This window comes from Labrys miyagiensis, from assembly GCF_030160835.1.
Classification (GTDB): Bacteria; Pseudomonadota; Alphaproteobacteria; order Rhizobiales; family Labraceae; genus Labrys; species Labrys miyagiensis.
Genome location: NZ_BSPC01000031.1, coordinates 17,634 through 38,095, shown reverse-complemented (window position 1 = coordinate 38,095; position 20,462 = coordinate 17,634). Strand labels below are relative to the sequence as shown.

At 60.0% G+C, this 20,462-nt stretch carries 16 protein-coding genes and 2 pseudogenes; 8 read left to right on the top strand and 10 right to left on the bottom strand.

The genetic code is table 11. The annotated features are described in order from the left end of the window. Nucleotides 1-57: 57 nt before the first annotated feature. From QQL24_RS18045 to QQL24_RS18035, 3 genes are all read right to left on the bottom strand, one after another. Nucleotides 58-987, bottom strand: a complete 930-nt coding sequence (locus QQL24_RS18045; RefSeq protein WP_284313682.1) for a helix-turn-helix domain-containing protein — start codon at nucleotides 985-987, stop codon at nucleotides 58-60. A 146-nt stretch (nucleotides 988-1,133) separates the two neighbouring features. Beyond that, nucleotides 1,134-3,638, bottom strand: coding sequence for a CoA transferase (locus tag QQL24_RS18040; protein ID WP_284313681.1), 2,505 nt, complete (start codon nucleotides 3,636-3,638; stop codon nucleotides 1,134-1,136). Between the two features lie 25 nt (nucleotides 3,639-3,663). Then, on the bottom strand, nucleotides 3,664-5,328 hold the full coding sequence (locus QQL24_RS18035; protein ID WP_431310709.1) for a GMC family oxidoreductase: 1,665 nt from the start codon (nucleotides 5,326-5,328) through the stop codon (nucleotides 3,664-3,666). 165 nt (nucleotides 5,329-5,493) lie between these two features. Here QQL24_RS18035 and QQL24_RS18030 point away from each other — a divergent pair, with 165 nt between their 5' ends. Next, nucleotides 5,494-6,390: a LysR substrate-binding domain-containing protein gene (locus QQL24_RS18030; protein WP_284313679.1), complete on the top strand. Its 897-nt coding sequence runs from the start codon at nucleotides 5,494-5,496 to the stop codon at nucleotides 6,388-6,390. Nucleotides 6,391-6,504: 114 nt separating this feature from the next. Here the strand turns inward: QQL24_RS18030 and QQL24_RS18025 are convergent. Continuing rightward, nucleotides 6,505-6,811 (bottom strand): annotated as a pseudogene (locus QQL24_RS18025) (transposase); the annotation flags it as partial. Between the two features lie 836 nt (nucleotides 6,812-7,647). Between QQL24_RS18025 and QQL24_RS18020 the strand changes: the two are divergent. Next, nucleotides 7,648-8,115: an Hsp20 family protein gene (locus QQL24_RS18020; RefSeq protein WP_284313678.1), complete on the top strand. Its 468-nt coding sequence runs from the start codon at nucleotides 7,648-7,650 to the stop codon at nucleotides 8,113-8,115. An 869-nt stretch (nucleotides 8,116-8,984) separates the two neighbouring features. Here QQL24_RS18020 and QQL24_RS18015 read toward each other — a convergent pair. After that, complete coding sequence (locus tag QQL24_RS18015; RefSeq protein WP_284313677.1) at nucleotides 8,985-9,422, bottom strand: hypothetical protein; 438 nt, start codon at nucleotides 9,420-9,422, stop codon at nucleotides 8,985-8,987. A gap of 46 nt (nucleotides 9,423-9,468) precedes the next feature. Further along, nucleotides 9,469-9,654: a CsbD family protein gene (locus QQL24_RS18010; RefSeq protein WP_284313676.1), complete on the bottom strand. Its 186-nt coding sequence runs from the start codon at nucleotides 9,652-9,654 to the stop codon at nucleotides 9,469-9,471. A 179-nt stretch (nucleotides 9,655-9,833) separates the two neighbouring features. Here QQL24_RS18010 and QQL24_RS18005 point away from each other — a divergent pair, with 179 nt between their 5' ends. Next, entirely contained in the window at nucleotides 9,834-10,091 is a 258-nt protein-coding gene (locus tag QQL24_RS18005; protein ID WP_284313675.1) for a hypothetical protein, read from the top strand. 300 nt (nucleotides 10,092-10,391) lie between these two features. Here the strand turns inward: QQL24_RS18005 and QQL24_RS18000 are convergent, their stop codons facing one another. Continuing rightward, complete coding sequence (locus QQL24_RS18000) at nucleotides 10,392-10,640, bottom strand: hypothetical protein (RefSeq protein WP_284313674.1); 249 nt, start codon at nucleotides 10,638-10,640, stop codon at nucleotides 10,392-10,394. Between the two features lie 285 nt (nucleotides 10,641-10,925). Here QQL24_RS18000 and QQL24_RS36690 point away from each other — a divergent pair, with 285 nt between their 5' ends. The 4 genes from QQL24_RS36690 to QQL24_RS17985 all read left to right on the top strand — a co-directional run bounded on the left by QQL24_RS36690 (nucleotide 10,926) and on the right by QQL24_RS17985 (nucleotide 13,255). Then, entirely contained in the window at nucleotides 10,926-11,420 is a 495-nt protein-coding gene (locus QQL24_RS36690) for an NAD(P)H-binding protein (protein ID WP_431310705.1), read from the top strand. Then, nucleotides 11,308-11,865 (top strand): NmrA family NAD(P)-binding protein, encoded by a 558-nt coding sequence (locus QQL24_RS17995; protein ID WP_431310708.1) that lies wholly within the window; start codon nucleotides 11,308-11,310, stop codon nucleotides 11,863-11,865. Before QQL24_RS36690 ends, QQL24_RS17995 begins: the two co-directional genes overlap by 113 nt. A 140-nt stretch (nucleotides 11,866-12,005) precedes the next feature. Continuing rightward, nucleotides 12,006-12,830 carry an SDR family oxidoreductase gene (locus QQL24_RS17990; RefSeq protein WP_284313689.1) on the top strand — a complete coding sequence of 275 codons (825 nt, stop codon included), beginning with the start codon at nucleotides 12,006-12,008 and terminating at the stop codon, nucleotides 12,828-12,830. Nucleotides 12,831-12,895: 65 nt separating this feature from the next. Continuing rightward, nucleotides 12,896-13,255, top strand: coding sequence for an SDR family NAD(P)-dependent oxidoreductase (locus tag QQL24_RS17985; RefSeq protein WP_284313672.1), 360 nt, complete (start codon nucleotides 12,896-12,898; stop codon nucleotides 13,253-13,255). Nucleotides 13,256-13,689: 434 nt separating this feature from the next. On the opposite strand, the gene QQL24_RS17980 is transcribed toward QQL24_RS17985, so the two are convergent. The 3 genes and pseudogenes from QQL24_RS17980 to QQL24_RS17975 form a co-directional block, all read right to left on the bottom strand. Beyond that, nucleotides 13,690-16,824: an adenylate/guanylate cyclase domain-containing protein gene (locus tag QQL24_RS17980; RefSeq protein ID WP_284313688.1), complete on the bottom strand. Its 3,135-nt coding sequence runs from the start codon at nucleotides 16,822-16,824 to the stop codon at nucleotides 13,690-13,692. A 27-nt stretch (nucleotides 16,825-16,851) separates the two neighbouring features. Then, nucleotides 16,852-16,989: pseudogene (locus tag QQL24_RS36685) on the bottom strand (double zinc ribbon domain-containing protein); the annotation flags it as partial. 823 nt (nucleotides 16,990-17,812) lie between these two features. Then, the gene (locus tag QQL24_RS17975) at nucleotides 17,813-18,643 is read right to left on the bottom strand and encodes a class I SAM-dependent methyltransferase (protein ID WP_284313671.1); all 831 of its coding nucleotides are present in this window, start codon (nucleotides 18,641-18,643) and stop codon (nucleotides 17,813-17,815) included. A 754-nt stretch (nucleotides 18,644-19,397) separates the two neighbouring features. Between QQL24_RS17975 and QQL24_RS17970 the strand changes: the two genes are divergently transcribed. After that, nucleotides 19,398-20,132 (top strand): hypothetical protein, encoded by a 735-nt coding sequence (locus QQL24_RS17970; RefSeq protein WP_284313670.1) that lies wholly within the window; start codon nucleotides 19,398-19,400, stop codon nucleotides 20,130-20,132. Nucleotides 20,133-20,462: the final 330 nt, after the last annotated feature.

The following is a 20,462-nucleotide window of genomic DNA, read 5'->3' as shown; positions in this document are numbered from 1 at the left end:
TTCGCGGCGATCAGGCCGGCCGCCCTGCCCAGCGTGCGGCGCCGGTCCGCCAGCGCATTATAGGGGCGCGGGGCGGGATGCGGGGCGCCTGAGGGTCTCGGACGGCCGCTCGCCGAACAAGAGGCGATAGCGGGCGGCGAAGCGACTCCAGTGCATGAAGCCCCAGTCCATCGCGACGTCGCAAACCCGGCATTCCCGGCCCTGCGCCTCAATCAACGCCCGTCTGGCGCCGTTCAGCCGCAGCTTAACCAGAATATTGTCGAGCTGTGAACCGGTAAATTCAACGCAAACCTTGCGAAGAGCGGCCGGAGATAGGCCCAGCTCCCTCGATAGGGCGAATACGGTGAGAGGCTCGCTCGGCGAGTCATGCAGGCGATCGCGCAAACGTCGATAGACGGCCTCAGGCTTGGCGATCCTCCCTTCGCCCGCCAGCTCGCTGTTCTCGTACAGCGTGCTTAGCCGGTCGTGCACGAGATTCGGCAGAACGGCGTTCAGCTGGTCGTGCGCGTAGCCTAGCCCCTCCTCGGAGGCAATCACATCGAGGACGCAGGCAAGCCATTGAGCGACCTGCTCGACCTGCCCGAGGACATCACCGCGAAGGCCGCCGGATTCCAGTCTCGTCCTGCACAAGAGCGACGGATCGAGGACCACCATCAGCAAATCGCTGCCCGGATGCATGAAGCCAATGCGGTCGATCCAATTCCAGGTGAAGCCTGCAGTAGTGGCGTTCGCCTCGTCCAGCACGAGTTCGCCCCCGCGACGCGCACTTCCGTAATAGTAGTAAAAGACCGGCCTTCCTTTCGGTGCTGAGAAGACCTGCTCAGTCTTGACGTTGATCCTTTCGCGAAGGATCGTCAGGTTCGGGTACTCCAACGCCGCAATAGTGCCGTAATAGTAGCCCGCGGAGACCTGCCGGTACTCCTGTGTCCAGCCCGGCAGCGAAGCTTGCTGCGCGATCGCGTCGTTGAATGCAGACTTCGTATACATGTCGTGCTCACAGCAGTGACGCGGTCCCGTCTATCGCCCCGCACAAGGTCCCTGTCGGCTCGTCGGCCTGCTCCCAGCCTGGCATCGGACCAAGTCGGGACCGTGGCGAACGGACCCGACAATGTCGTCGCCGAGGCAGCATCGGGTCAACTCGGCAGATACTCCCGGCTCCAGCTTTCGCTGACGACGCCCCTCGCCGCCAGCCTGTCGATCTCGGCATCGGCATAGCCGAGCGAACGCAGGACCCGCCGCGTCGAGGCTCCATATTTTTCGGCAGGGGCCGAGGCCGTGATGCTGCCGACGCGCGGCCTCACCGCCAGAGGGTCGAAGAGCGTGACGGCGTGGCCGCTCGGGTGGTAGGCAAAGCGCGAAAATGCGTAGCTGCCGAGACCGATCCCAGGCGAGCCGTCGGCGGGACGGCAGCTGCCGGCGCGAAGGGAGCCGATATTGTCGCAGACCGCAGCGCCGATATCGGCAGCCCGCAGGCGGGTCACCCAGCTCTGAGCTTCCTCCCGGCCGAACGCCCGCGAAAGGAAGTCCTCTCTCTCGCTGGCCGGCAGCGCGGCGAGCGCCTCCAGTCCGGCGACCCTTTGGAAGCGCGGCAGATCGCGATCCGAGGCCGCCAGCATGAACCACCCGTCCGCCGCGCGGTAGAGGTGGTTGAGGGCATCGGTTCCCATCGCCGTCCGTCCCGCCGGCTCGTCGAAGGGACCGCGTCCGACATAGTCGTAGCAGAACGGAATTTGCGCGAGGCCGCTGAGGGCAGACAGCGAGGTGCGCGGGCGGCCGATCCGGCCGGAGCGCTTCTTATCGTAGAGAGCGGTTGCGATGGCGAGCGCCGCCGCAAAGCCGCACATCACGTCGATGGTGCCGACATGGGCGTGCTCCTCGGGTGTCTCCATGCTGCCGCCGAAGCGCAGCATGATCCCCGTGGCGGCCTGCACCAGGTCGTCATAGCCGAGATAATCGGTCCGGGGGCCGCGCCGCACGCCGCCGAAGCAGTCGAGCTGGCAAAAGATCGCCTCCGGGTTGATCGCTCGCAAGCCTTCGGCATCGAGGCCCATGTCCTTGACCTGGCGGTCGGTGGCATTCCAGACCACGACATCGACCGAGCGGATCAGTTTTTCCAGGAGCGCGCGGCCGTCCGCCAATCGGACGTCGGCCAGCACGGAGTGCTTGCCGCGCATATGGGTCATGCCGAAGATGACCGTGTTCCAGCAATCATAGAGCGGGGCGGCGGGATCGAGCTTGATCACCTCGGCGCCGAAACGGGCGAGATAGGCTGCCGAGTGCGGGCCGGCGATGACGTTGCAGAGATCGAGGACGCGAACGCCCTCGAGCCAGCCCTTTTGCCCCGAGCGCGTCGAATCGGGGGAAGGCGAGGATCGCCGGCGCGCCGAAAGCAGGGCGAGCGCCTCGTCGAACGTCACGACCCTGGGCGGGGCCGGTGCAAGCATCGCCTCGCCGCTCTCCTGCAGCCAGGCCACTGGCCCCGGCTGGATCATGCGGCCATGGTCGGGGTCGTCGACTGCCAGCATGAGCCCGGCGCATTCGGCATGATCGTCGCTGATCCATTCCTGAAGCCAGCGCTGCGGCGCTCCGGGAAAGCGTCCTTTTCCGAAGATGCGCTCCCATTCCTTGGCAGTGCGGGTGAGAAAGACCTCCTTCATCAGGCCCGCGATCCTGTCCGCCCAGGCCTTGGGCAGGGGATAGACGCCGAGCGAGACGTCCGACGACCACTCCGCCGCGGGCAAATAGGTGTCGGCTTCCTCCGACAAGCCTTCCGCCACCAGCCTGTCGTAGAGGCCGAGGGTCTGCAGGCAGCGCTTGGCGTGATGCCTGTGGCTGGGGCAGACCACGTAGAATGTGCGGCCGTCCTTGCACCTGTAGCTGCGATAGAAGGGATCGAGGAAGTCCTGCAGGGCCTCGTAGGACACGTTCATGGGCAGGCCCTCGCTCTGTCGCCGCGCGATCTCCCGCTCGCGCTGGGTCTGATAGCGCAAGGGGTAGTTTTCGATCCGGATCGAATTATAGCTTAAGCCCTCCATCACGGCGCTCGCCAGCGGCACCTCGATCGCATCGCCGATGCCCGTCGTCTCGCGCGCCTGCAGCGCCAGGACGGCGGCGGAAGCCGCGAGCATGGTCCCGTAGGCCGAAGCGAGCGGCAGGGGCGAGAAGCAGGGGCTGATGCCCATCAGGACCCGGTTGAGCCCCATGTCGGTGAAAACGCCGGAGGCTGCCGCGACGACGGATTCGAAAGCGCGCCAGTCCCGGCGCAGTGCGTCATCCGAGGCGAAACCGGGGATGGAAAGGGTGATCAGTTCGGGCCGCGCCTGGCGCAGCGATGCGAAATCGAGACCGAGGCGGGTCATCACACCGGGGCGGAAGTTCTCGATCACGATATCGGCCTGCGCAACGAGGTCTCGAGCCCGGGCCAGGCCCGCCGGTGTCTTAAGGTCGAGACGGAGCATGAGCTTATTGCGGTTGAGCGTCGCGTTGGCCGGGCTGTCCCAGAGGGGCCCGCCCGGCGGGTCGACATGAACGACGCTGGCCCCGAGATCGCCCAGGATCATCGCCACCGCGGGGCCGGCGATGTATTGCCCGAAATCGACGACCGTGACGCCGTTCAGCGGAAGGAGTGAGCGTGACATGGGTTACTGCGCTGTTCGAGGGATTTCAGGCGCGGGAATCCTGGCGGATCAGGCGCGCGGCCTTCTCGGCGATCATCAGGGTCGGCGCGTTGGTGTTGCCGCTGGTGATCGCGGGCATGATGCTGGCGTCCACAACGCGCAGGCCGTCCACTCCCCACACGCGTAGGCGGCTGTCGACCACCGACTGTCTGTCGTCATCGCTTCCCATTTTCGCGGTTCCAACGGGATGGAAGATGGTGCTGGCGATGTCGCCGGCGAGGCGGACGAGTTCCTCCTCGCTCTGGAATGCGGCGCCCGGCTTCCATTCCTCGGGTCTGTAGCGGGCGAGCGCGGGCTGCGAAACGATATGCCGGACCTGGCGCAGGCTCTCGGCGGCAATGTGACGATCCTCGGGCGAACTCAGATAACGTGGCGAAATCGCGGGGGCTTCGCTAATTTTGGGCGAGCGGATACGAACATGCCCGCGGCTGGTCGGATTGAGATTGCACACGCTGGCAGTGAAAGCCGGAAAAGCGTGCAGGGGCTTTCCGAAGGCGTCGAGGCTGAGCGGCTGCACATGATACTCGAGGTTGGCATGGGGCTGGCTGTCGTCGGAGCGAGTGAAGGCGCCGAGCTGCGATGGGGACATGCTCATCGGCCCGGTACGCTTGAGGGCGTATTCGATCCCGATTGCCGCCTTACCGATAAGGCTGTTTGCCAGCACGTTGAGCGTGCGGGCGCCCGAAACCTTGTAGACGGCCCGGATCTGCAGATGGTCCTGGAGGTTCTCGCCCACGCCCGGCAAATCGACGACGACGTCGACATCGTGTTGTTTGAGCAGCGAGGCAGAACCGATGCCGGAAAGTTGGAGGAGATGCGGCGACCCGATTGCGCCGCCCGAAAGGATGACCTCGCACCGGGCACCGATCGAGACCTCCCGGCCGTCGCGCCGCAATGCGACGCCGGCGCAACGCGGGCGCCCCTGCGGCCCGACCTCAAGGAGCAGCCGGGAAACCTGGGCCTGCGTCCAAACCGTGAGATTGTTTCGCTTCCGGACGGGACGAAGGAAGGCCTTGGAGGTATTCCAGCGCCAACCGGCCTTCTGATTGACCTCGAAATAGCCGACGCCTTCGTTGTCTCCGCCATTGAAATCATCGGTGCGCGGCACGCCGGCCTGCGCGGCAGCTTCGACGAAGGCATCGAGAATGTCCCAGCGCAGGCGCTGCTTCTCGATACGCCACTCGCCCCCATGGCCGTGTACATCCGAGAAGCGGCTGTTGCTGCCGGTAGCCGGATCGGCGCCGTTGTCGAGCCGGTAATGGTCCTCATGCGCCATGAAGTCCGGCAGGCAGCGAGCCCAGGACCATTCGTCGTCGCCGGTGCGCCGCGCCCAATCATCGTAGTCGCGCGCCTGGCCGCGCATGTAGATCATGCCGTTGATCGATGAACTGCCACCCAGGGTCTTGCCGCGCGGATAGCGCAGCGAGCGTCCATTCAGGCCGGCATCGGGTTCTGTCTCAAAGAGCCAGTCCGTGCGGGGATTGCCGATGCAATAGAGATAGCCGACCGGGATATGTATCCACGGATAGTTGTCTCCGCGCCCCGCCTCGAGCAGGAGCACCCGCTTCGACGGATCGTCGCTCAGGCGGTTGGCGAGCAGGCAGCCGGCCGTGCCGGCGCCCACAACGATATAGTCGACGACTTCACGAATGACCACGCTCCAGCTCCGCAGAAACGGGAAGGCCTACGGCCAAGGCCCATCGACATAAACAATGCCGTGCGATCAATATGCTCCTGAAATATCTTGATGGAACAGGCCGGAAAGTCTCATCTCTCCATTAGATTTTTCGATATCACGAAGGAAGAGTGTCTCCCAATGCGCGACCTCCCGCCCCTCAAGGCATTGCGGGCTTTCGAGGCCTGCGTTCGTCTTGGTAGCTTTTCCCGAGCCGCCCAGGAACTCAATGTCGGGCAGCCGGCAATCAGCCATCAGATCCAAGCGCTCGAGCACGATATCGGCACTATGCTGTTCGAAAGGCGAGGCACGCAGACTGTGCCCACAGGGGTTGCCCTGAGCTATCACCGCCGGATCTCGGAAGCCCTGTCGGACATAACGCAGGCTACTGTCGAGATGCGACGCAAGGCGCGTCAGTCGGAGCTGACACTGGCAACCTATCCCGGCCTTGCCATGTTCTGGCTAATGCCAAGGCTCGCGGTCCTGCGGCAAATCGAGGCTCGAACCAGCGTCCGGGTTACGACGGCCGAACGCGACGAGGACATGCGGGTCGAGGACGCCGACTGTGCGATCCTCTTCGGAGACGGTCATTGGCCCGGCTTCGAGAGCCATTTGCTGGTGAAGGAGGAGGTGGTGCCGGTCGCAGCGCCGGCCCTGGCCGCTCGTTCACGGGATCGCTCCCTCGCGAGCCTGCTCGAAACGGGCCCCCTGATCCATCTCGATGATCAAAGCCACCGTTGGTTCACTTGGGAGGATTGGCGCGATCAGCGCGCGCCGGATGCGACGCGGATCGACGTCGGCATTCACGTCAGCAACCACGCCATCGCCACACACCAGTCGCTCATTGGCGCGGGCATTGCCCTGGGCTGGCGGGGTGTGGTCGACGACCTGATCGCCAACGGGCTGCTCGTCGCGCTCGACACGTCCCCTCTGTGTTCGGAGCGCGGTTACTACCTGGTGGCGCGCCGCAAAATGATGGCTTCCGTCCTCGGCCGCTCCCTCGTCACGGTTCTTTCCGATCAGGAGTCGCACGAATGAACGCTTGCACGGTGACTTTTCCTTGGACGGGCGTGGCAGGGGCGACGCGTGTTCTACCGCCACAGGCGGATTCCAGCCGAAGTGCGACGGCGGCTGGGAGAAGCTATTCCATCGTCACATCGCTCGCAAATTGATGGAAAAGGCCTCCGCCGGTGTGCAGTAGCACAGGCATTTTCGGGGTGTGCTGTTGAAGGTTTGGCAGATGCCGCGCAGGGTCCTTTTTCTGGATGCCAATGAGATCTGTTTCGCGAGGGAGGTACCAGCGCTGCCTCTTATTGGTGTTTTCGACCGAAACCTTCTGTCAGGGAGAACTTGGGTCGCAGAAACACGTTTGAGCGCCCAATCCATCGAGCAATCGCCGCCAGGCCATGAATTCGGTTCCGCGATCGAAGGAGTAGCTCCGCCGAGCCTCGGCGTGGAGGGATGCCGAGGTTTGTGCAGCGCCACTTGCAGTCCACAGCGTGAAACTCGAGGCCAATCTTGAACTCGCCGTGTTTCGCATCTGCTCCCTCAGCATTCTTCCGCGATCAACTGGGGGGCACGCATGCCAGTTCCGCTGGGTGGCGGATCAGAGTATTGCCAAGGCTGGTGTCTCGCCAACCTGCCCTCCAGCGACCTTGAAGACACCAGTTCGTCAGGCCCCGGACGCGGCAACAACCGCGCGGCCTTCATCAGTGCTGACGAAGATGTTTGGCTTGCCCTCGTTCATTGTGCCGATACGACCGTGCTTCCTCAGAGGCGCGAGTATATGGATACGAACGAACGCATTTTTGACCAGGCCTCGGTTGTACCCGCAAATTCTTGCAAGTGCCCTGGCCGTCAAATCATTGCGGGTGAGAGTTGGGTGATCATCATGGAGCGCGCGCGGCATCGCCAATCACACCGCCTCCATACGTACGACCAGCACCGGACCAGCCTCACACCGGTCGACGACCAGAGCATTTTCCACGGGCACGCCAACCGCAAGCTAAGGGTTATTCGCGGCAGGGGGCATCAGAACGGGATTTCCAACTGCCAGGCTGGGATCGGCCGACTTAGGAGTGGCCGGCGCCGCGAACATAATTTGGAGGCCTTGCGGGCGCGCTCTGGGCTCATCAGGCGTTCTTGCCTGGGGCCCAAAAAACTTTCAGCGAGGCCTTGAACCGCTCGTTTCGTTTTCTAAATCGTTGGCCATCAGGTGCTTGCGAGGCCTGATGCGGGCGCCGGCGGCGTCTGGCGCACTGCTTATACCCATGTTGCTTCAACGAGGATGTGGCTATGAGAAACTACGATTTCACCCCGTTTTCACGTTCCGCGATCGGATTTGATCGGTTGTTTGAACTGCTGAACGCGCAGTCGCACGACAGCGCCGAGAACTTTCCGCCCTATGATATCGTGCGCACCGGCGAAGACACATTCCGCATCAGCTTGGCTGTAGCCGGTTTCTCTCCCTCCGACATCACGGTGACAGCGCAACAGAACTTGCTCACCGTGGCTGGCCGCAAGGCCGAGGCTTCCCGCTCGGAGGACTATGTCTATCAGGGCATCTCGTCCAAGGCCTTCGAAAGGCGCTTCAATCTCGCCGACTATGTCGAGGTGGACAGCGCCGGGTTCGAGAATGGGCTTTTGCAGATCAATCTGGCACGCAAAGTGCCAGAGGCGATGAAGCCTCGGCGCGTTGAAATTGTGTCGGCCAAGGATCAGGCGCAAAGCCGACAGCGGCTTGGGGATGTCAATGCCGCTTAGCGATTTGTCATGGGAAATGGCGCCGGTCTGCTCGTCGCCGTTTCCCTCCCAAGGCATCGATAGATGGAGGCATCGATGACAGTGCGAAACGAAAGTTGGAACTTGAATGAACTGCTGCATCCCGCGCAGGCCTTCGAAAGTCCTCTGGACGTCGTGGAAGATCCAGACCTCACTCTCAATGAGAAAAGGGCGATATTGGCGTCATGGGCATCGGACGCTTGCGCGCTGGATGCCGCTCCATGGTTGCGAGAATTCGGCCCCCAGGGAAGCCTGGCCAGCTATGACGATATAATGGATGCGCTGCGTACCTTGGACAGAGACCCGCTTCTTCATTCTCGTCGATATCTGCAACGAGCCCGTCGGCGCATAAGAGCGGAAGGCTCTGGACCATCCGAGGGGCCTGGTTCGCCGCTCCAATAACGGGGTGCCGGCTATAACATTGCGGTCAACCGGGAAGCCCCCAATCCCGGTTGACCCTGGGCCCATTTCTCGAACTCGCCGGAGGGGCAGCCCGGCGGGACGTTAGCTTTGGTCATACCCTGATCAGCCGCTCACCCGTGCTGGCGATCGAGGCCGCGGCCAGCAGCTCAGAGTAGCTAGAAGCTCGTCTCGGCACGCAGAGGGCTCAGCGATTTATGAGTCAACGTCCTGCCCTGATGACCAACGGCCGGAGTTCAACAAAGGCCGCGTGGACCGGTTCCAAGCAATTCCTATGTTAAGTCGACCTTCATAGTGCAGCGGAGAAATATTATTCACAATTCTAAGCAATAAATGGTATATTTCAATATTATTAGATAATTGCGATTTCAAGAATCCTAATAGTCACACTACCAGAGCGCTTAAATTCGACTCTTGCAACTCTGTTGCGGCTAACTCAAGACAGGCACCGACTCTGCAACTGCCGCGAGCTTCAGGAGAGCTGTCAGGCGAACAAGCGGCTCCGTAACCCCCTGTGCAAATTCAGATATCGATGCGCCGCGAGCGCTTTGCGCGCTGATGATGCATTCGTAGTGCCGGTCCAGGGCAGCCACCAGGCTCACATTCAAGACGCTCGCTGGAAAGAGGGCAACACGCAGCTGATCAACTGCATCAACGGATGCCGTAAAATTGTCAGCAAGGCCGAGCTTTAGGCCATCTTGAGAGGCAAGCGACCCATTGGCCAAAAGCACGAGGGGAAATTCAAAAACCCGCCCCTTGAGGTAATTGAAGGCAATGCAGATGTTGCGATCAAGGCCCAAATCCGCGCCGATGGTTTCCGATGCTTGCTTGGCGTAATCCAGCATCAGGGATCGATTGATTAAAATCATGCTGAGTTTCCGCAAGAAAGGCCCGAGTCTCCTCGGGTCTATTGACCTAGTCGATCGCCTTTTTCACGGCGTCTTTGGCTTCGCCGACGATCTTCTGGGCTTTGCCTTTGATCTGTTGGGCGGTTCCTTCCGCCTCAAGGTCTTTCTGGCCGGTGGCCTTGCCAAGACCCTTCTTCACGGCGCCAGCGGCGTCGTTGGCGCTACCTTTGATCTTGTCGGTCGTGCTGCTCATTGCCTTCTCCGTTTCACCCTTAGGAGGATGAGCAACATCGAAGCTCCCGTCATGTTCCTCCAATTGAGAGAATCTAGTCACCAATGACTCCCGACGTCATCGAGCGCGTTCGTGGAACCCCCAATATCAACGTCGCGTTGATCTGAGCGGTCCTGGGCCGCAGAGATCGGGAGGCAATGATGTCCAATACCAAGCGTCCTAAGGAAGAGAAGGGGCTGCAGCCAGAAGCTCTGCGAGAGTTTGAGGCGGCGGCGCGGGCTGGCGGCAAGAAGCCCAAGGATCAGGGGATGACTGAAAAGTCAGATACCGCTTCCCTTCCCGATAGCCCGGGCCGCCAACAAAAGGCGGCGACCGAAGTTGTGGAAGCGGGTGTTGACCACGATCCGAAATCAATGACGGAGGTCGTGCAGAAATCAAAAGATCCGCGAATTCCGTGAAAACGGAAGCGCCGTGGTAGGGGCGGCGTTACCGTTTCTGTCGGGCGAAAGGATGGCCTGTACTGGCCACTCCGCAATCCAGATCAACAGATTGTTCGCTCTTGAGCCGGCGTCGCTACATCGACGCGGTCAGGCCCAATCGAGCTGAGCCTTCCCAAATTTGATTTCTGCCGCTCTTGAGGACTTTTGATCTGCGGCGACGGCGCAGCTTCTCCCAGTTCAATCCTTGATGTGAAGATCAAAGCGCTGGCTTTGAAGGCCGAAATCCCATGAGCATCATCCCGGCAGTCTCCGGTGCGATCATTCGAGCTTCGATGGTCGTTTGATAATTTTGGCCAGGGCCTGTCGAATGAACTCGTCCGTCTCGGCCTTGGCAGAGGTGGCCAACAGCCGGGAGTCGGCAAGCTCCTGTACCACCAAGCAAGCCTCGACCTCTGACCAGCCGGCGGTGATGGCAAGGTTAATGATGGTGTTCGCCGCGGCCTCCATGTCCTTCTGACATTCTAGGAAGCGATTGGGGAAATCCGAGCCTGCCCTGGGTCCACGCATGGTCCTGATCTCTGTGTCGATCGTTGGGCGTGGCAAAGCCCCGCGTCAGTCGCCCTAAACGCTCCCGAACCGATCTGGTTCAGAGCGCAGCAGCACGCCCGAGCGAACCGCGGCAGGCGACTTCTTCTACGACCCAATGCCGGCCCGCTGTAGGCATCCCTCGTATCCCACGAAACCGTCGTCGGAGAATTCCGCCGCCGCATCCCCGACGCGCTGGGAGCAGGCAAAGCACGATGACACGCGGTTCGTAGAGAGCACAAGGTCATCACTCACTTCATAAAGAAAGTGGCACCCATCCCAATTGCACACAGCGTCATCGCCGCTGTCGAAAGCCATCGCAGTATCTTCAGGCGCAGGCTTATCGTTTCTTCCCCCATCACTGGCGCGACCGGTACGGTCTCGACCGGAATTATCGAGCAGCTCAAAGGCTCTGACCACAAGCTGAGGGCGTTGGTCCGCTATCCCGAAAAGGCCGCCGCGCGCAAGAACCAAAGCATCGAAGTCCACCAAGGTGATCTCGAAAAGCCCTGGACGCTCGATGAGGCTTTCGCGGGCGTCGACACCGTCTGGATTCTCTCCCTGGCTGGGGCCCGCGCGCCGGAGCAAAGCTCCAATGCTCTGTGGGCAGCGCCAGGCGGGTGCCACGCATGTGGTGCGTATGTCGGCTATCGGTGCCGCGCACGATGCACCAACCATCAACAGCCGCCTTCACGCACTGTCGGACGCCGAACTCGCAGCTTCTGGAATTGCCTACACAGTTTTGAAGCCGCATTTCTTTGATCAGAACTTTGCGATGATCGCACCAACCGTTGCCTCGCAGGGAATGATCTATTTCCCGTTGGCCGACGGCAGGAATAGCTTCGTTGATACCCGTGACATCAGCGAGCTTGCGGCCAAAGTGCTCACCACATCAGGCCATGAGGGCAAGACCTACACCGTTACCGGTCCAGCCTCGATTTCGATGAACGAAGTGGCCACCACGATCGGCGAAGTCATCGGCAAGGACGTGAAATACACCGCGCTGCCGTTTGAAGGGGCCCGGCGATCCTTTGAGGAAATGCGTATCGACGAATGGTCAATCAACTCAATGAAAGATTACATGGCGGCTTTTGGCAGCGGCTGGGGTGATTTTGTCTCCGACGACTTTGAACGCGTCATGGGCAAGGCACCACGCAGTTTCAAACAGTTTGCCAGCGACTTCGCGGGCCTCTTCGGCAAGGCCTAGCCAACCCAACGTCGTCACCGCAGAGGGCGATAGTGCGGAATTCTGCGAGTAGGCCCATCACCGGCGACCGCCGCTTCTTTGCGATGCCACCTAGCTACTGAAAAGAACGAGGACATTATGGTTGAGAAAAAAGTTGGTTCATCACCGGTTCCAGCCGAGGAATGGGGATCGACATTGCCCAGAAGGCGCTGGCTGCAGGACACTTTGTCGTTGCAACCGGGCGCAACGCTGATCGGACGCTGAAGGCGATCGGACCGCACGACAATCTGCTGACAGTCGGCCTGGACGTGACCGACCCGAAGGCGGCAGCGAGCGCCGCACAGGCGGCCATGGACCGCATCGGCCGCATCGATGTCCTCGTCAACAATGCGGGCAACTTCCAGGCCGGCTACTTCGAGGAGATCAGCGACGCCGAATTCCGGGCGCAGATGGAAACCAATTTCTTCGGCCCGTTGAACGTGACCCGCGCTATTCTGCCGATCATGCGCAAGCAGGGCGGCGGTCAGGTGATCACCGTCACGTCCACCGCCGCTCTCACCGGCCAGGAATTCTGCGCAGCTTACGCCGCATCGAAGTTCGCGGTCGAGGGCTGGCTGGAGTCGCTGCGCTTCGACGTCGCGCCCTACGGCATCAGCGTGATGGCGGTTGAGCCGGGCTACTTCCGCGCGGAGCTGCTGGTCGAGGGTTCCTCTACGATCTGGCCGGAGCTTTCGATCGAGGACTATGCCGAGCGCACGGCGCAGACAATCAACGCGTTGAAGGGCATGAACGGCCAGCAGGGCGGCGATCCTGAAAAGCTCGCTGCTGCGCTCGTGACACTGTCGGACTCGGGAGAGCTCCCGCATCGCTTCGTAGCGGGCGCCGACGCCATGGCAGCTGTCGAGGGCAATCTGAAGACCATCCAGAGTCAGATCGACGCCCAGCACGCGCTGTCTGCGTCGCTTGCCTTCGACGCCCCCGCGTAAACGTTCCGACTGGTTGATGAGAAAGATGTCTTCATGGTTTTGAAATTGAAGGGACCGTCTCGATCGTGGCCGGCGCCAGCGGCGGGATCGAGGCGGTAACGGCACGTCGCCTGGCCCAGGCAGGCGCATCTGTCGCCCTACCTGCCCGCCGGCAGGGCCGCCTCGACGCGCTCGTCACCGAGATCGAAGCGTCGGGCGGAACGGCACCGGCCGTCCTCTCATACATCGCCGATCAGACACAGGCCGAGGTCGCCGTTCAGATGGTCGTCGGGCGGTTCGGCCGCATCGACATCCTGATCAACAATGCCGGCCTCATGCTCATCGGGCCGATCGTGGGAGCGGACGTCGAGGAATGTGAGCGGATGCTGGTCGTCAATGTGCGCGGCCTGCTCTGCATCACGCATGCGGCCTGCCGCACCTGCTGACGGCAGCGGAAGATGGACCACGAAACGTCGCCGACGTGGTGAACGCCAGTTCGATTGCTGGACGGAGAGCGTCCGCCCTGTTCGGAGTCTACAACCTGACCAAATTCGGGGTGAACGGGTTTACCCTTGCTACGGTGACCGGCTTCGAAGGGTGGGTCGGAGTCATATTCGATGCCAAGCTGAATCGCCTTTGCGACTTTGGGCCTAGCCAACTCGGCAACGATGTCAAATGTGAAATGAATTTCTGCTGATACGCTGGCCGCTGCGAAAACATTGCCATCGCGAACGACCCGCCCCTCCTCGTATTGTCGCTCGCCGGTCGTGCATAGGCCAGACCGCTCCGTTAGGGAAAGCACCGGTGCAGGCTGAGGATACATATTGCGCGCCCCGATCTTGGCAGCGAATGAATTCGAGGCGCTTGAGCGCGTCGTGAGCTACGCCTGAATACCGCTCTCTAATGCCGCTGATGCCTTGTAGAGAGCCGGCAGCCAGTCGTCGTGCCGACATGCAACGCCTTGCTCCAAAAGCCGCGAAATTTGATGGCCGACATCACGAGTATGTTCACCGCGACCGGCTTTGCAAAGAACCCTTATCCTGGATTTCAAAAAGTTTACGAGCGGAAGAGGTTCGTCGATCGTCGCCGCTTCCAGCTCATTAGCGCACCTGTCCGCCTGATCCCAATTGCGCTCCTCGATATAAACATCGGATGCAACTCGATAGAACCATATGCGATTGTGTCCCGTACTTGCCTGACGCAACACCTCCTCTCCCTCCAAGAGAGCAGACGACCTGACTGAAAGATCGTTGCTCGCCTTGGCCAGAACCGCAAGCGCATAGGCGCCTGTGAAGCCCATTCCCACCTCTCGGCAAATTGCTACGGACTCCTTTGCCGACTTGAGGGCCTCATCATGTTCACCCTGCAGCAATAAAACTTCGGCCCCTTTGGCTAATATGTTCGCCTCGTATCTGCGAGCTCCTAGTTTTTGCGCCTTTGAAAGAGCTGGCTTGAAATATTCGCGTGCGTCCTTTGCACGGCCGGTCTCAACGAGTACTGTAACCAGGGACTGGATCGCGAACATCTCCGCATGGGGATTTCCCGCGAGTACGGCAATCTTGCCTGCGTTGTCGATGATCTCAAGCGATTCATCCGTACGTTGCAGATAACTCAAGCAGTGGCCGATCATGATTCTGTTCGCCAATGCAACACGCCCAAAGCCGTGCTGGTCGCAGATCGAGACGCAATTCTGGAATGCGTTCAGCGCGGTCTGCATACGGCGGGACGTATAGTGCGCATCTCCAAGTCCACTCCAGGCTCGAGCTGTCCACTCCGGATTGGCAAGGCTGTTTGCCGCGGCCAAAGCGTTCTGGTGTTCGGAAAGGCATTTGTCCGCATCGCCCTGAGCAAACCGTATATTGCCCCGATAGTAATGGATCTGGGCTCGCTCCAGCGCTTGCTCCTCCCCTTGAGCAAGCAGTTGCGCCTCGGCCAGCGCAGAAAGCGCGGGTTCGTATCGGCTCAGGATACGATGTGCAGCGGCTATACCAATCAACGCCCTGCACCGGTCGGCGCTGTTCGGCGCATTTGGGAGGGCGGCCTGCCAGGCTTCGAGCGATTCACTGGCGCGGCCGGTTTCCCGCAGATAGTCCCCAAGCAGCGCGTCAAGAACGAAGCAATCTGCTGCAGCCTTCGCGATCGCTTTGCCTCGCTCGGCGAGGGCAAGTGCCGTATCAAAGCGATAGCCGGATGCCTCCGAAATTGCAGCCTCCGCATAGGCCCCCGCCGCCTCGGCAGCGCCTGCCTGTTCGAGGTGTTCGGCATACAGGATGGGGTCCTTGCGCCTGTAGAACTCGGCCGAAGCGCGATGCAGCAGGCGCCGCCGCTCGTGGGTCAACGATGAGTAGACCCCATCGCGCACCAACGCGTGCGAAAACAGGAGCTCGTCACCTTCTGGCTGCACCATCTGATGGCCTATCAGATTGGATGGCGAGTAAGCCTGATCTCCAATGAGGGCGCGGACGAGCTCGAGTGAGAACCGCTGCCCCGCCACCGCCGCTGCTTGCAGGGCGGACTTGTCGGAGGCGCCAAGCCGATCCATGCGTGACAACACCAACGACTGGATTGTGGCGGGTATGTCCTCCAGGACCGCGCTCTCCTCTGAGCTTCGTAAGAGCTGCTGCAGAAAAAGCGGGTTGCCACCCGCTCTCTCCACGCACCGCTGCACGAGCCTCGAATTGGCAATTCTCAACTGTTCGGCAAACACCGCCGCTTCTTCAGGGCGAAGGGGCCCCAAATCGATCGTCGTGATGCTGTTATGCACGCGGCCGCGCCAGGCGCCATCGAGCGGATCCCCATCGATACGCGATGTCATCGCAAGGATCAGGCAGACTCTCTGGGAAAGTTCGGCGAGTGCTGCCATCGTATCAAGCGTGGTCTGGTCGGCCCAATGCAAATCCTCGACAACCAGGAAGAGCGGACGCCTCTGGCTGGCAGCACGAAAAAGATCCAACGCCAGTTGCCGCCTTCCCTTAATTCTGGCTGCGTCATCCATGGTCGTGTAGAGCGCCTGCAATTCGGGCGTCTGAGGGATATCGAGCATATCGTTCAAAAAGATCGCGTTGCCGGGAGCCACGAGGCCCTCTTCTATGGCACGCGAAGCAGCGGCCGTTCTATCATCGTCAGAGCTTCCCGGACTGAGATTGATTAGACTTGCGATAAGGGTTCGAGGCGCATCGCGGCCCTGTCCAACGCCGAAATCCAGAATAAGCGCCCTGTGGTAGGAGAAATTCTGTCTTATGGCCAAGTCTCCAGCAGCGCTGATCAGATGGGTTTTACCGATGCCGGCTTCTCCACGAATGTAGATTGTTTTGCCCTGGCCGCTTTCCTGGGCTTCCGCGAGGAGCGAACCAATCAACCTGATCTCGCCCCGCCGCCCGATCAGGGGCATGCCCCATTCCGTATCCCGGTCCCGACGCTTCCCGACCACCCGCCAGATGGGGACGCGAATATCGAAGCCCTTGAGGCTGACATCGCCCAACGGCTCCAGCTCGATCATCCCACGTGTGGCTTCCTGAACAGATTGTGAGACAAGGGTTTGGCCAGCCTTGGCCAGACCCTGGATGCGAGCTGCCAGGTTGACGACACTTCCAACCACGGCATAAGCAGCCTTTAGGCTACTGCCCGTGTGGCTGGCCATGACCGTCCCGGACGCGATGCCGATATGTACCGAGAGCGCGATGCCGATTTCCTCTCCAATCGACGCGATTGCTCGATGGATTTCTTCCGCGGCCAGCACCGCGCGGTAGGGATCGTCGTCATGCGCGAGGGGAGCCCCGAAGACGCCCATGACGTTGTCGCCGATATGTCGTTCGACCACACCTCCAAACTTCGCCATCACCGTGTCCACGGCCTCAAAAAAGCGCTGAAGGATGGCATGTGTGTCTTCCGGATCGCGCTCGGCGGTCAGAACGGTGTAGTCTGATAGATCGCAAAACAGGACGGTCGCTTGCCTTCTTTCGCTTTGAGGGACACTCTGCTCGTGGCGAACGCCAAGCCCTCCCTCCGCACCCACCTCCAGCAAACGGGCGCCGCAGCCTCCGCAAAAACGTTCAGAGGGCTCATTTAGAAATCCGCATTGGTCGCAGGCGCGAGGTAAGGCTGCCCCGCAATTGGCACAGAAACGCCGGCCCTCGCGATTATCAGTGTCGCATTGACGGCAACGTCTGAACCCTGACATTTCCGCTTTCTTTCTTTCAGCAGCGAGCAGGGACCGGCGGATTGAGAAAAGATCGATATTGGGCTAAAGCCCGTCTAAGATCCCACAAATTGAAAAAACTATAGCGCCACGCAAAGCGTTGTCACACCGCTTACATCAATGGCGCCGGCACGACGAACGACAATTATGAGCACGACGAAACAGCCCAGGCGACCTGACCGCCCCACAAATCTTTATGCTCCCGGTCATATGAGCTTCGTGCGTTGCTGATCGGGGCCAAGCCGTGGCCGTCCGGGACAAACAAGGACGACCAAGATGCCCGTACTAACATTGGTTCAAGGTCCGCAGGATCGTTATACCGGAACCCAGTCGGCCCGGCGGGGGCCACCGTGATGGATGAGGCATCCACGGCCGAAATCGAGCGTATCATGAGTGATGAGTGGCTCCCGATGTCCACCTGGTGAGCGACGAGTGGTCGACTCTCATGGAATTGGGAAGCAATTTTGTCGCCCATAATACGGTTCAGCGCTCGATAGGCGCCAACGCAGAATTATGTCTCCCTTGCGCCGAAACGGTTGATAGTGGGCTGCTGCGAGGGCTTCGCCGATTTCGCGCTATAGTCCGAGCTGCCTCGCGCTTAAAGTGGTCTTGGCAAAGGCGTCCGCCGGGATGGCGGCGCATTGGACGGGTGGCCCCCCGCGAAAATCCGGATCAGAGATCGCCCAGCCATCGCAACCCGCGACAACGCCTGTTCAACGCTTCCCTCTTGCGAAAAACAAAGGCTTTGAAAAAGGCGAACTTGTGATTTTCGCAAACGATTTTGGGATGCCATTGGCATCGGCGCCTAATTTGGCTTCCCTGCAATATAGATGAATCGAGACAATCTGGTTTGGCCGGCGAGGTCGGCTGTGACTTTTAGGAACGATTGTCGCTGCCCATACCATTCAACCCCTTCTTCCGCTTTTAGACCTTCAGATCGCTGCTCTCGCGCCAGATGTAGCCGACGCGCCGTATTGGCGGTCGAAAGGGTCGTATCCTGACATTTATGAAGACGAAATCCCGCCTGGAGGATCGCCGCCTCATTCAAACCGGGCGGGACCAGAACAAAGTCACTTTGTGAGGCCCGAATGTCGATTTCGTGCTTTGATACCGCGCCAGTAAGCACGGCGGCGTCTGTAAAGATTAGGCAACCACCGGGCTTCAGAAGCCTAAACCAGTCAGCGAGGGCCAAGGACCGGTCCTTCAAGTGAACTACAGCATCGATACAGATGGCCACGTCGAATGAACCCTCGTTAAATGGCAATCGATTGGTGCAATCGGCCACCATAAACTCAACCTGTTGATTTAGTCCCATCGTTAGCGCCCTGTGCCTGGCTCGCATAATGCCTTCGGGCTCGATGTCTACGCCGGTAAGACGGCAACCGGTGGCCAAAACAATAGCCAGCGAAGGTCCGCCGGAGCCGCAGGCAATATCGAGGACGTGAGCATGCGGTTGATCACGGATGAGCGCGATGATCTCATTTTGCTCTTCAATGGTTCGCCAACCCTGTTGACCAAAATCCTCACCGTAGGCCTCCAACCTGACTTCTGCAGCCAAGGGAGTGTCGAACCGCGCATACTGTGCTGAGTAAAAGGCGTAGCTGCCACCTTTTCCGTCGGGAGTCTTGGAGATCATGACGCGTGCCGTGCTCAATCCGGTGAATGAGGGGACTTAATTCGACACCTTGAACGCTTGTCTAGGATTTGAAGTCATTGGAAATACAGACATGAATTCGCCGAAGAGACAGTTCAACGATTGGACTTGACCGGGCGAATATCAATATCGTCGCCTAATTCGTATAACTCTGTCCGTGGAACTGTCCAACAATCGGCCGGCGCCCTGTTATAAGGGCATCGCGGGATGGATCGCTAACCTGCCAGCATCCCATGGCCCGCCCCGGCGAACGTTGCACCGGCCCCCGACTGAGGGAGCGGCCGGCAGCTCTACGTCCTATAATCATTTAGAAGTAGTGACGAGCCATCCCTCAAACGCAGTATTCTACGCCATCGAACTTGAATTGTGGCTGACCACTTGAGAACTTGTATCTGGACGAACGCTCGCTCGACGTCGGTCTAAAACGCTTTGATTTCGAGACGGATTGCGCATTCCTTATGTCATCATCCAAAAGTTTCTTGCCACTTTTCCAAAAGTTGCTTATGTATTTCTAATTGTTATTATAAGAAGCGTAATGCCATCAGGTATGGCAAATAGGTTTATCTTGCAATTTCAATTCAATTTGGAGAATGAATTCTATATTCTTATTTACAAAATCTAAATTTCTGCGCAATTTATCGGAACCCGGCGGCATCCGAAGCGTTTCAAAGGCAATCGTTCATCCGACGCTCGGAAAGCAAACGCGACGTCGGACTCAACCCTGGCGGAGGCCTCGATGTCTGGAATCCTTAGCAAGAATAGGTACGGATTGGCCGTTGCGGCGGCCATTTGTGGTATTTTGGTAATGTCTGCTCCGGCGCTGGCTCAGAACAGTGGCGGATTGGGTGGCCTCGGCCATGCCGTCGGCGGTCTCGGAAATGCCGTGGGTGGCCTCGGCAACACGGTAGGCGGTACTGTGGGCGCCGTGGGTGGCGCGCTCGGCGGCGCCAATGTCGGTGTCAACGCCAACGTGGGTTCTGTCACTGCAAACAGCGATACTTCGCTCAACGCCAATGGCTTGAATTCCAACACAACAGTCATCGTGCCCAAGCTTGCCACTGCCAATGTCAAAGCATCGGCAACGCGCGCCAAGGGCGTAAACGCCAGGATCACTGCCATCACGCCTGTGGTTAATGCCAAGGCAACCGCTTCCCTGAATGGCGCGACCGGCGTGAATGCCAATATCAGGGCCGGCACCCCGGTGGCGGTTGCCAACGTTGCTGCGTCTGTAAATGGAGCGACCGGCGTCAACGCCAATATCGGCGTCAATGTTCCCCCTGCTACCTCCACCTCTGGGAATCCCGGCTCCTCGGGGACGGGCGTCAATGTCGGCACTGTCTCGGCGGAACTGTCCACCATGAGCCGCGCTGAGCGTATCTCGCTTAAAAATCGCTGCGCCCTGATCGTCGGCGCCTCCGAGTCCTATGATGCCGATCTCGTCAAGCTTTGTCGTATGCTGGCGAAGCTTTAATCGCGCGGCCGCTACAGCTACGAGGAGGGCCGGCCCAAAGGGGCCGGCCCTTTTTTGGGTCGTGACAACGCAGCGCTGCGTCCATGCAAATTCCAAACAGCTAGCCGACGGAATAGGGTGCCAGCAGCGAGTGGACGAACCGCATATGTTGATGAACGAACCCGCTGCATCGAATCGGCGGTAACGCCAAGATCAGGTGGATACCTGGACAGTTGTTCCCCGATTGGGGTTAGGGAGCAAGCCGAGCCCTGCGACTGCCTTTAGCCTGAGTAAAAACCGATAAACGGGGACACTGTTGAACTTCCGAGTTTTTCCTGCCAGTCACCCAAA

Coding starts and splice junctions, on each gene's coding strand:
- QQL24_RS18045 (WP_284313682.1), bottom strand. CDS start 987: ATGTATACGAAGTCTGCATTCAACGACGCGATCGCGCAGCAAGCTTCG.
- QQL24_RS18040 (WP_284313681.1), bottom strand. CDS start 3,638: ATGTCACGCTCACTCCTTCCGCTGAACGGCGTCACGGTCGTCGATTTC.
- QQL24_RS17975 (WP_284313671.1), bottom strand. CDS start 18,643: ATGATCTCCAAGACTCCCGACGGAAAAGGTGGCAGCTACGCCTTTTAC.
- QQL24_RS18030 (WP_284313679.1), top strand. CDS start 5,494: ATGCGCGACCTCCCGCCCCTCAAGGCATTGCGGGCTTTCGAGGCCTGC.
- QQL24_RS18010 (WP_284313676.1), bottom strand. CDS start 9,654: ATGAGCAGCACGACCGACAAGATCAAAGGTAGCGCCAACGACGCCGCT.
- QQL24_RS18000 (WP_284313674.1), bottom strand. CDS start 10,640: ATGCGTGGACCCAGGGCAGGCTCGGATTTCCCCAATCGCTTCCTAGAA.
- QQL24_RS17970 (WP_284313670.1), top strand. CDS start 19,398: ATGTCTGGAATCCTTAGCAAGAATAGGTACGGATTGGCCGTTGCGGCG.
- QQL24_RS18005 (WP_284313675.1), top strand. CDS start 9,834: ATGTCCAATACCAAGCGTCCTAAGGAAGAGAAGGGGCTGCAGCCAGAA.
- QQL24_RS18015 (WP_284313677.1), bottom strand. CDS start 9,422: ATGATTTTAATCAATCGATCCCTGATGCTGGATTACGCCAAGCAAGCA.
- QQL24_RS18020 (WP_284313678.1), top strand. CDS start 7,648: ATGAGAAACTACGATTTCACCCCGTTTTCACGTTCCGCGATCGGATTT.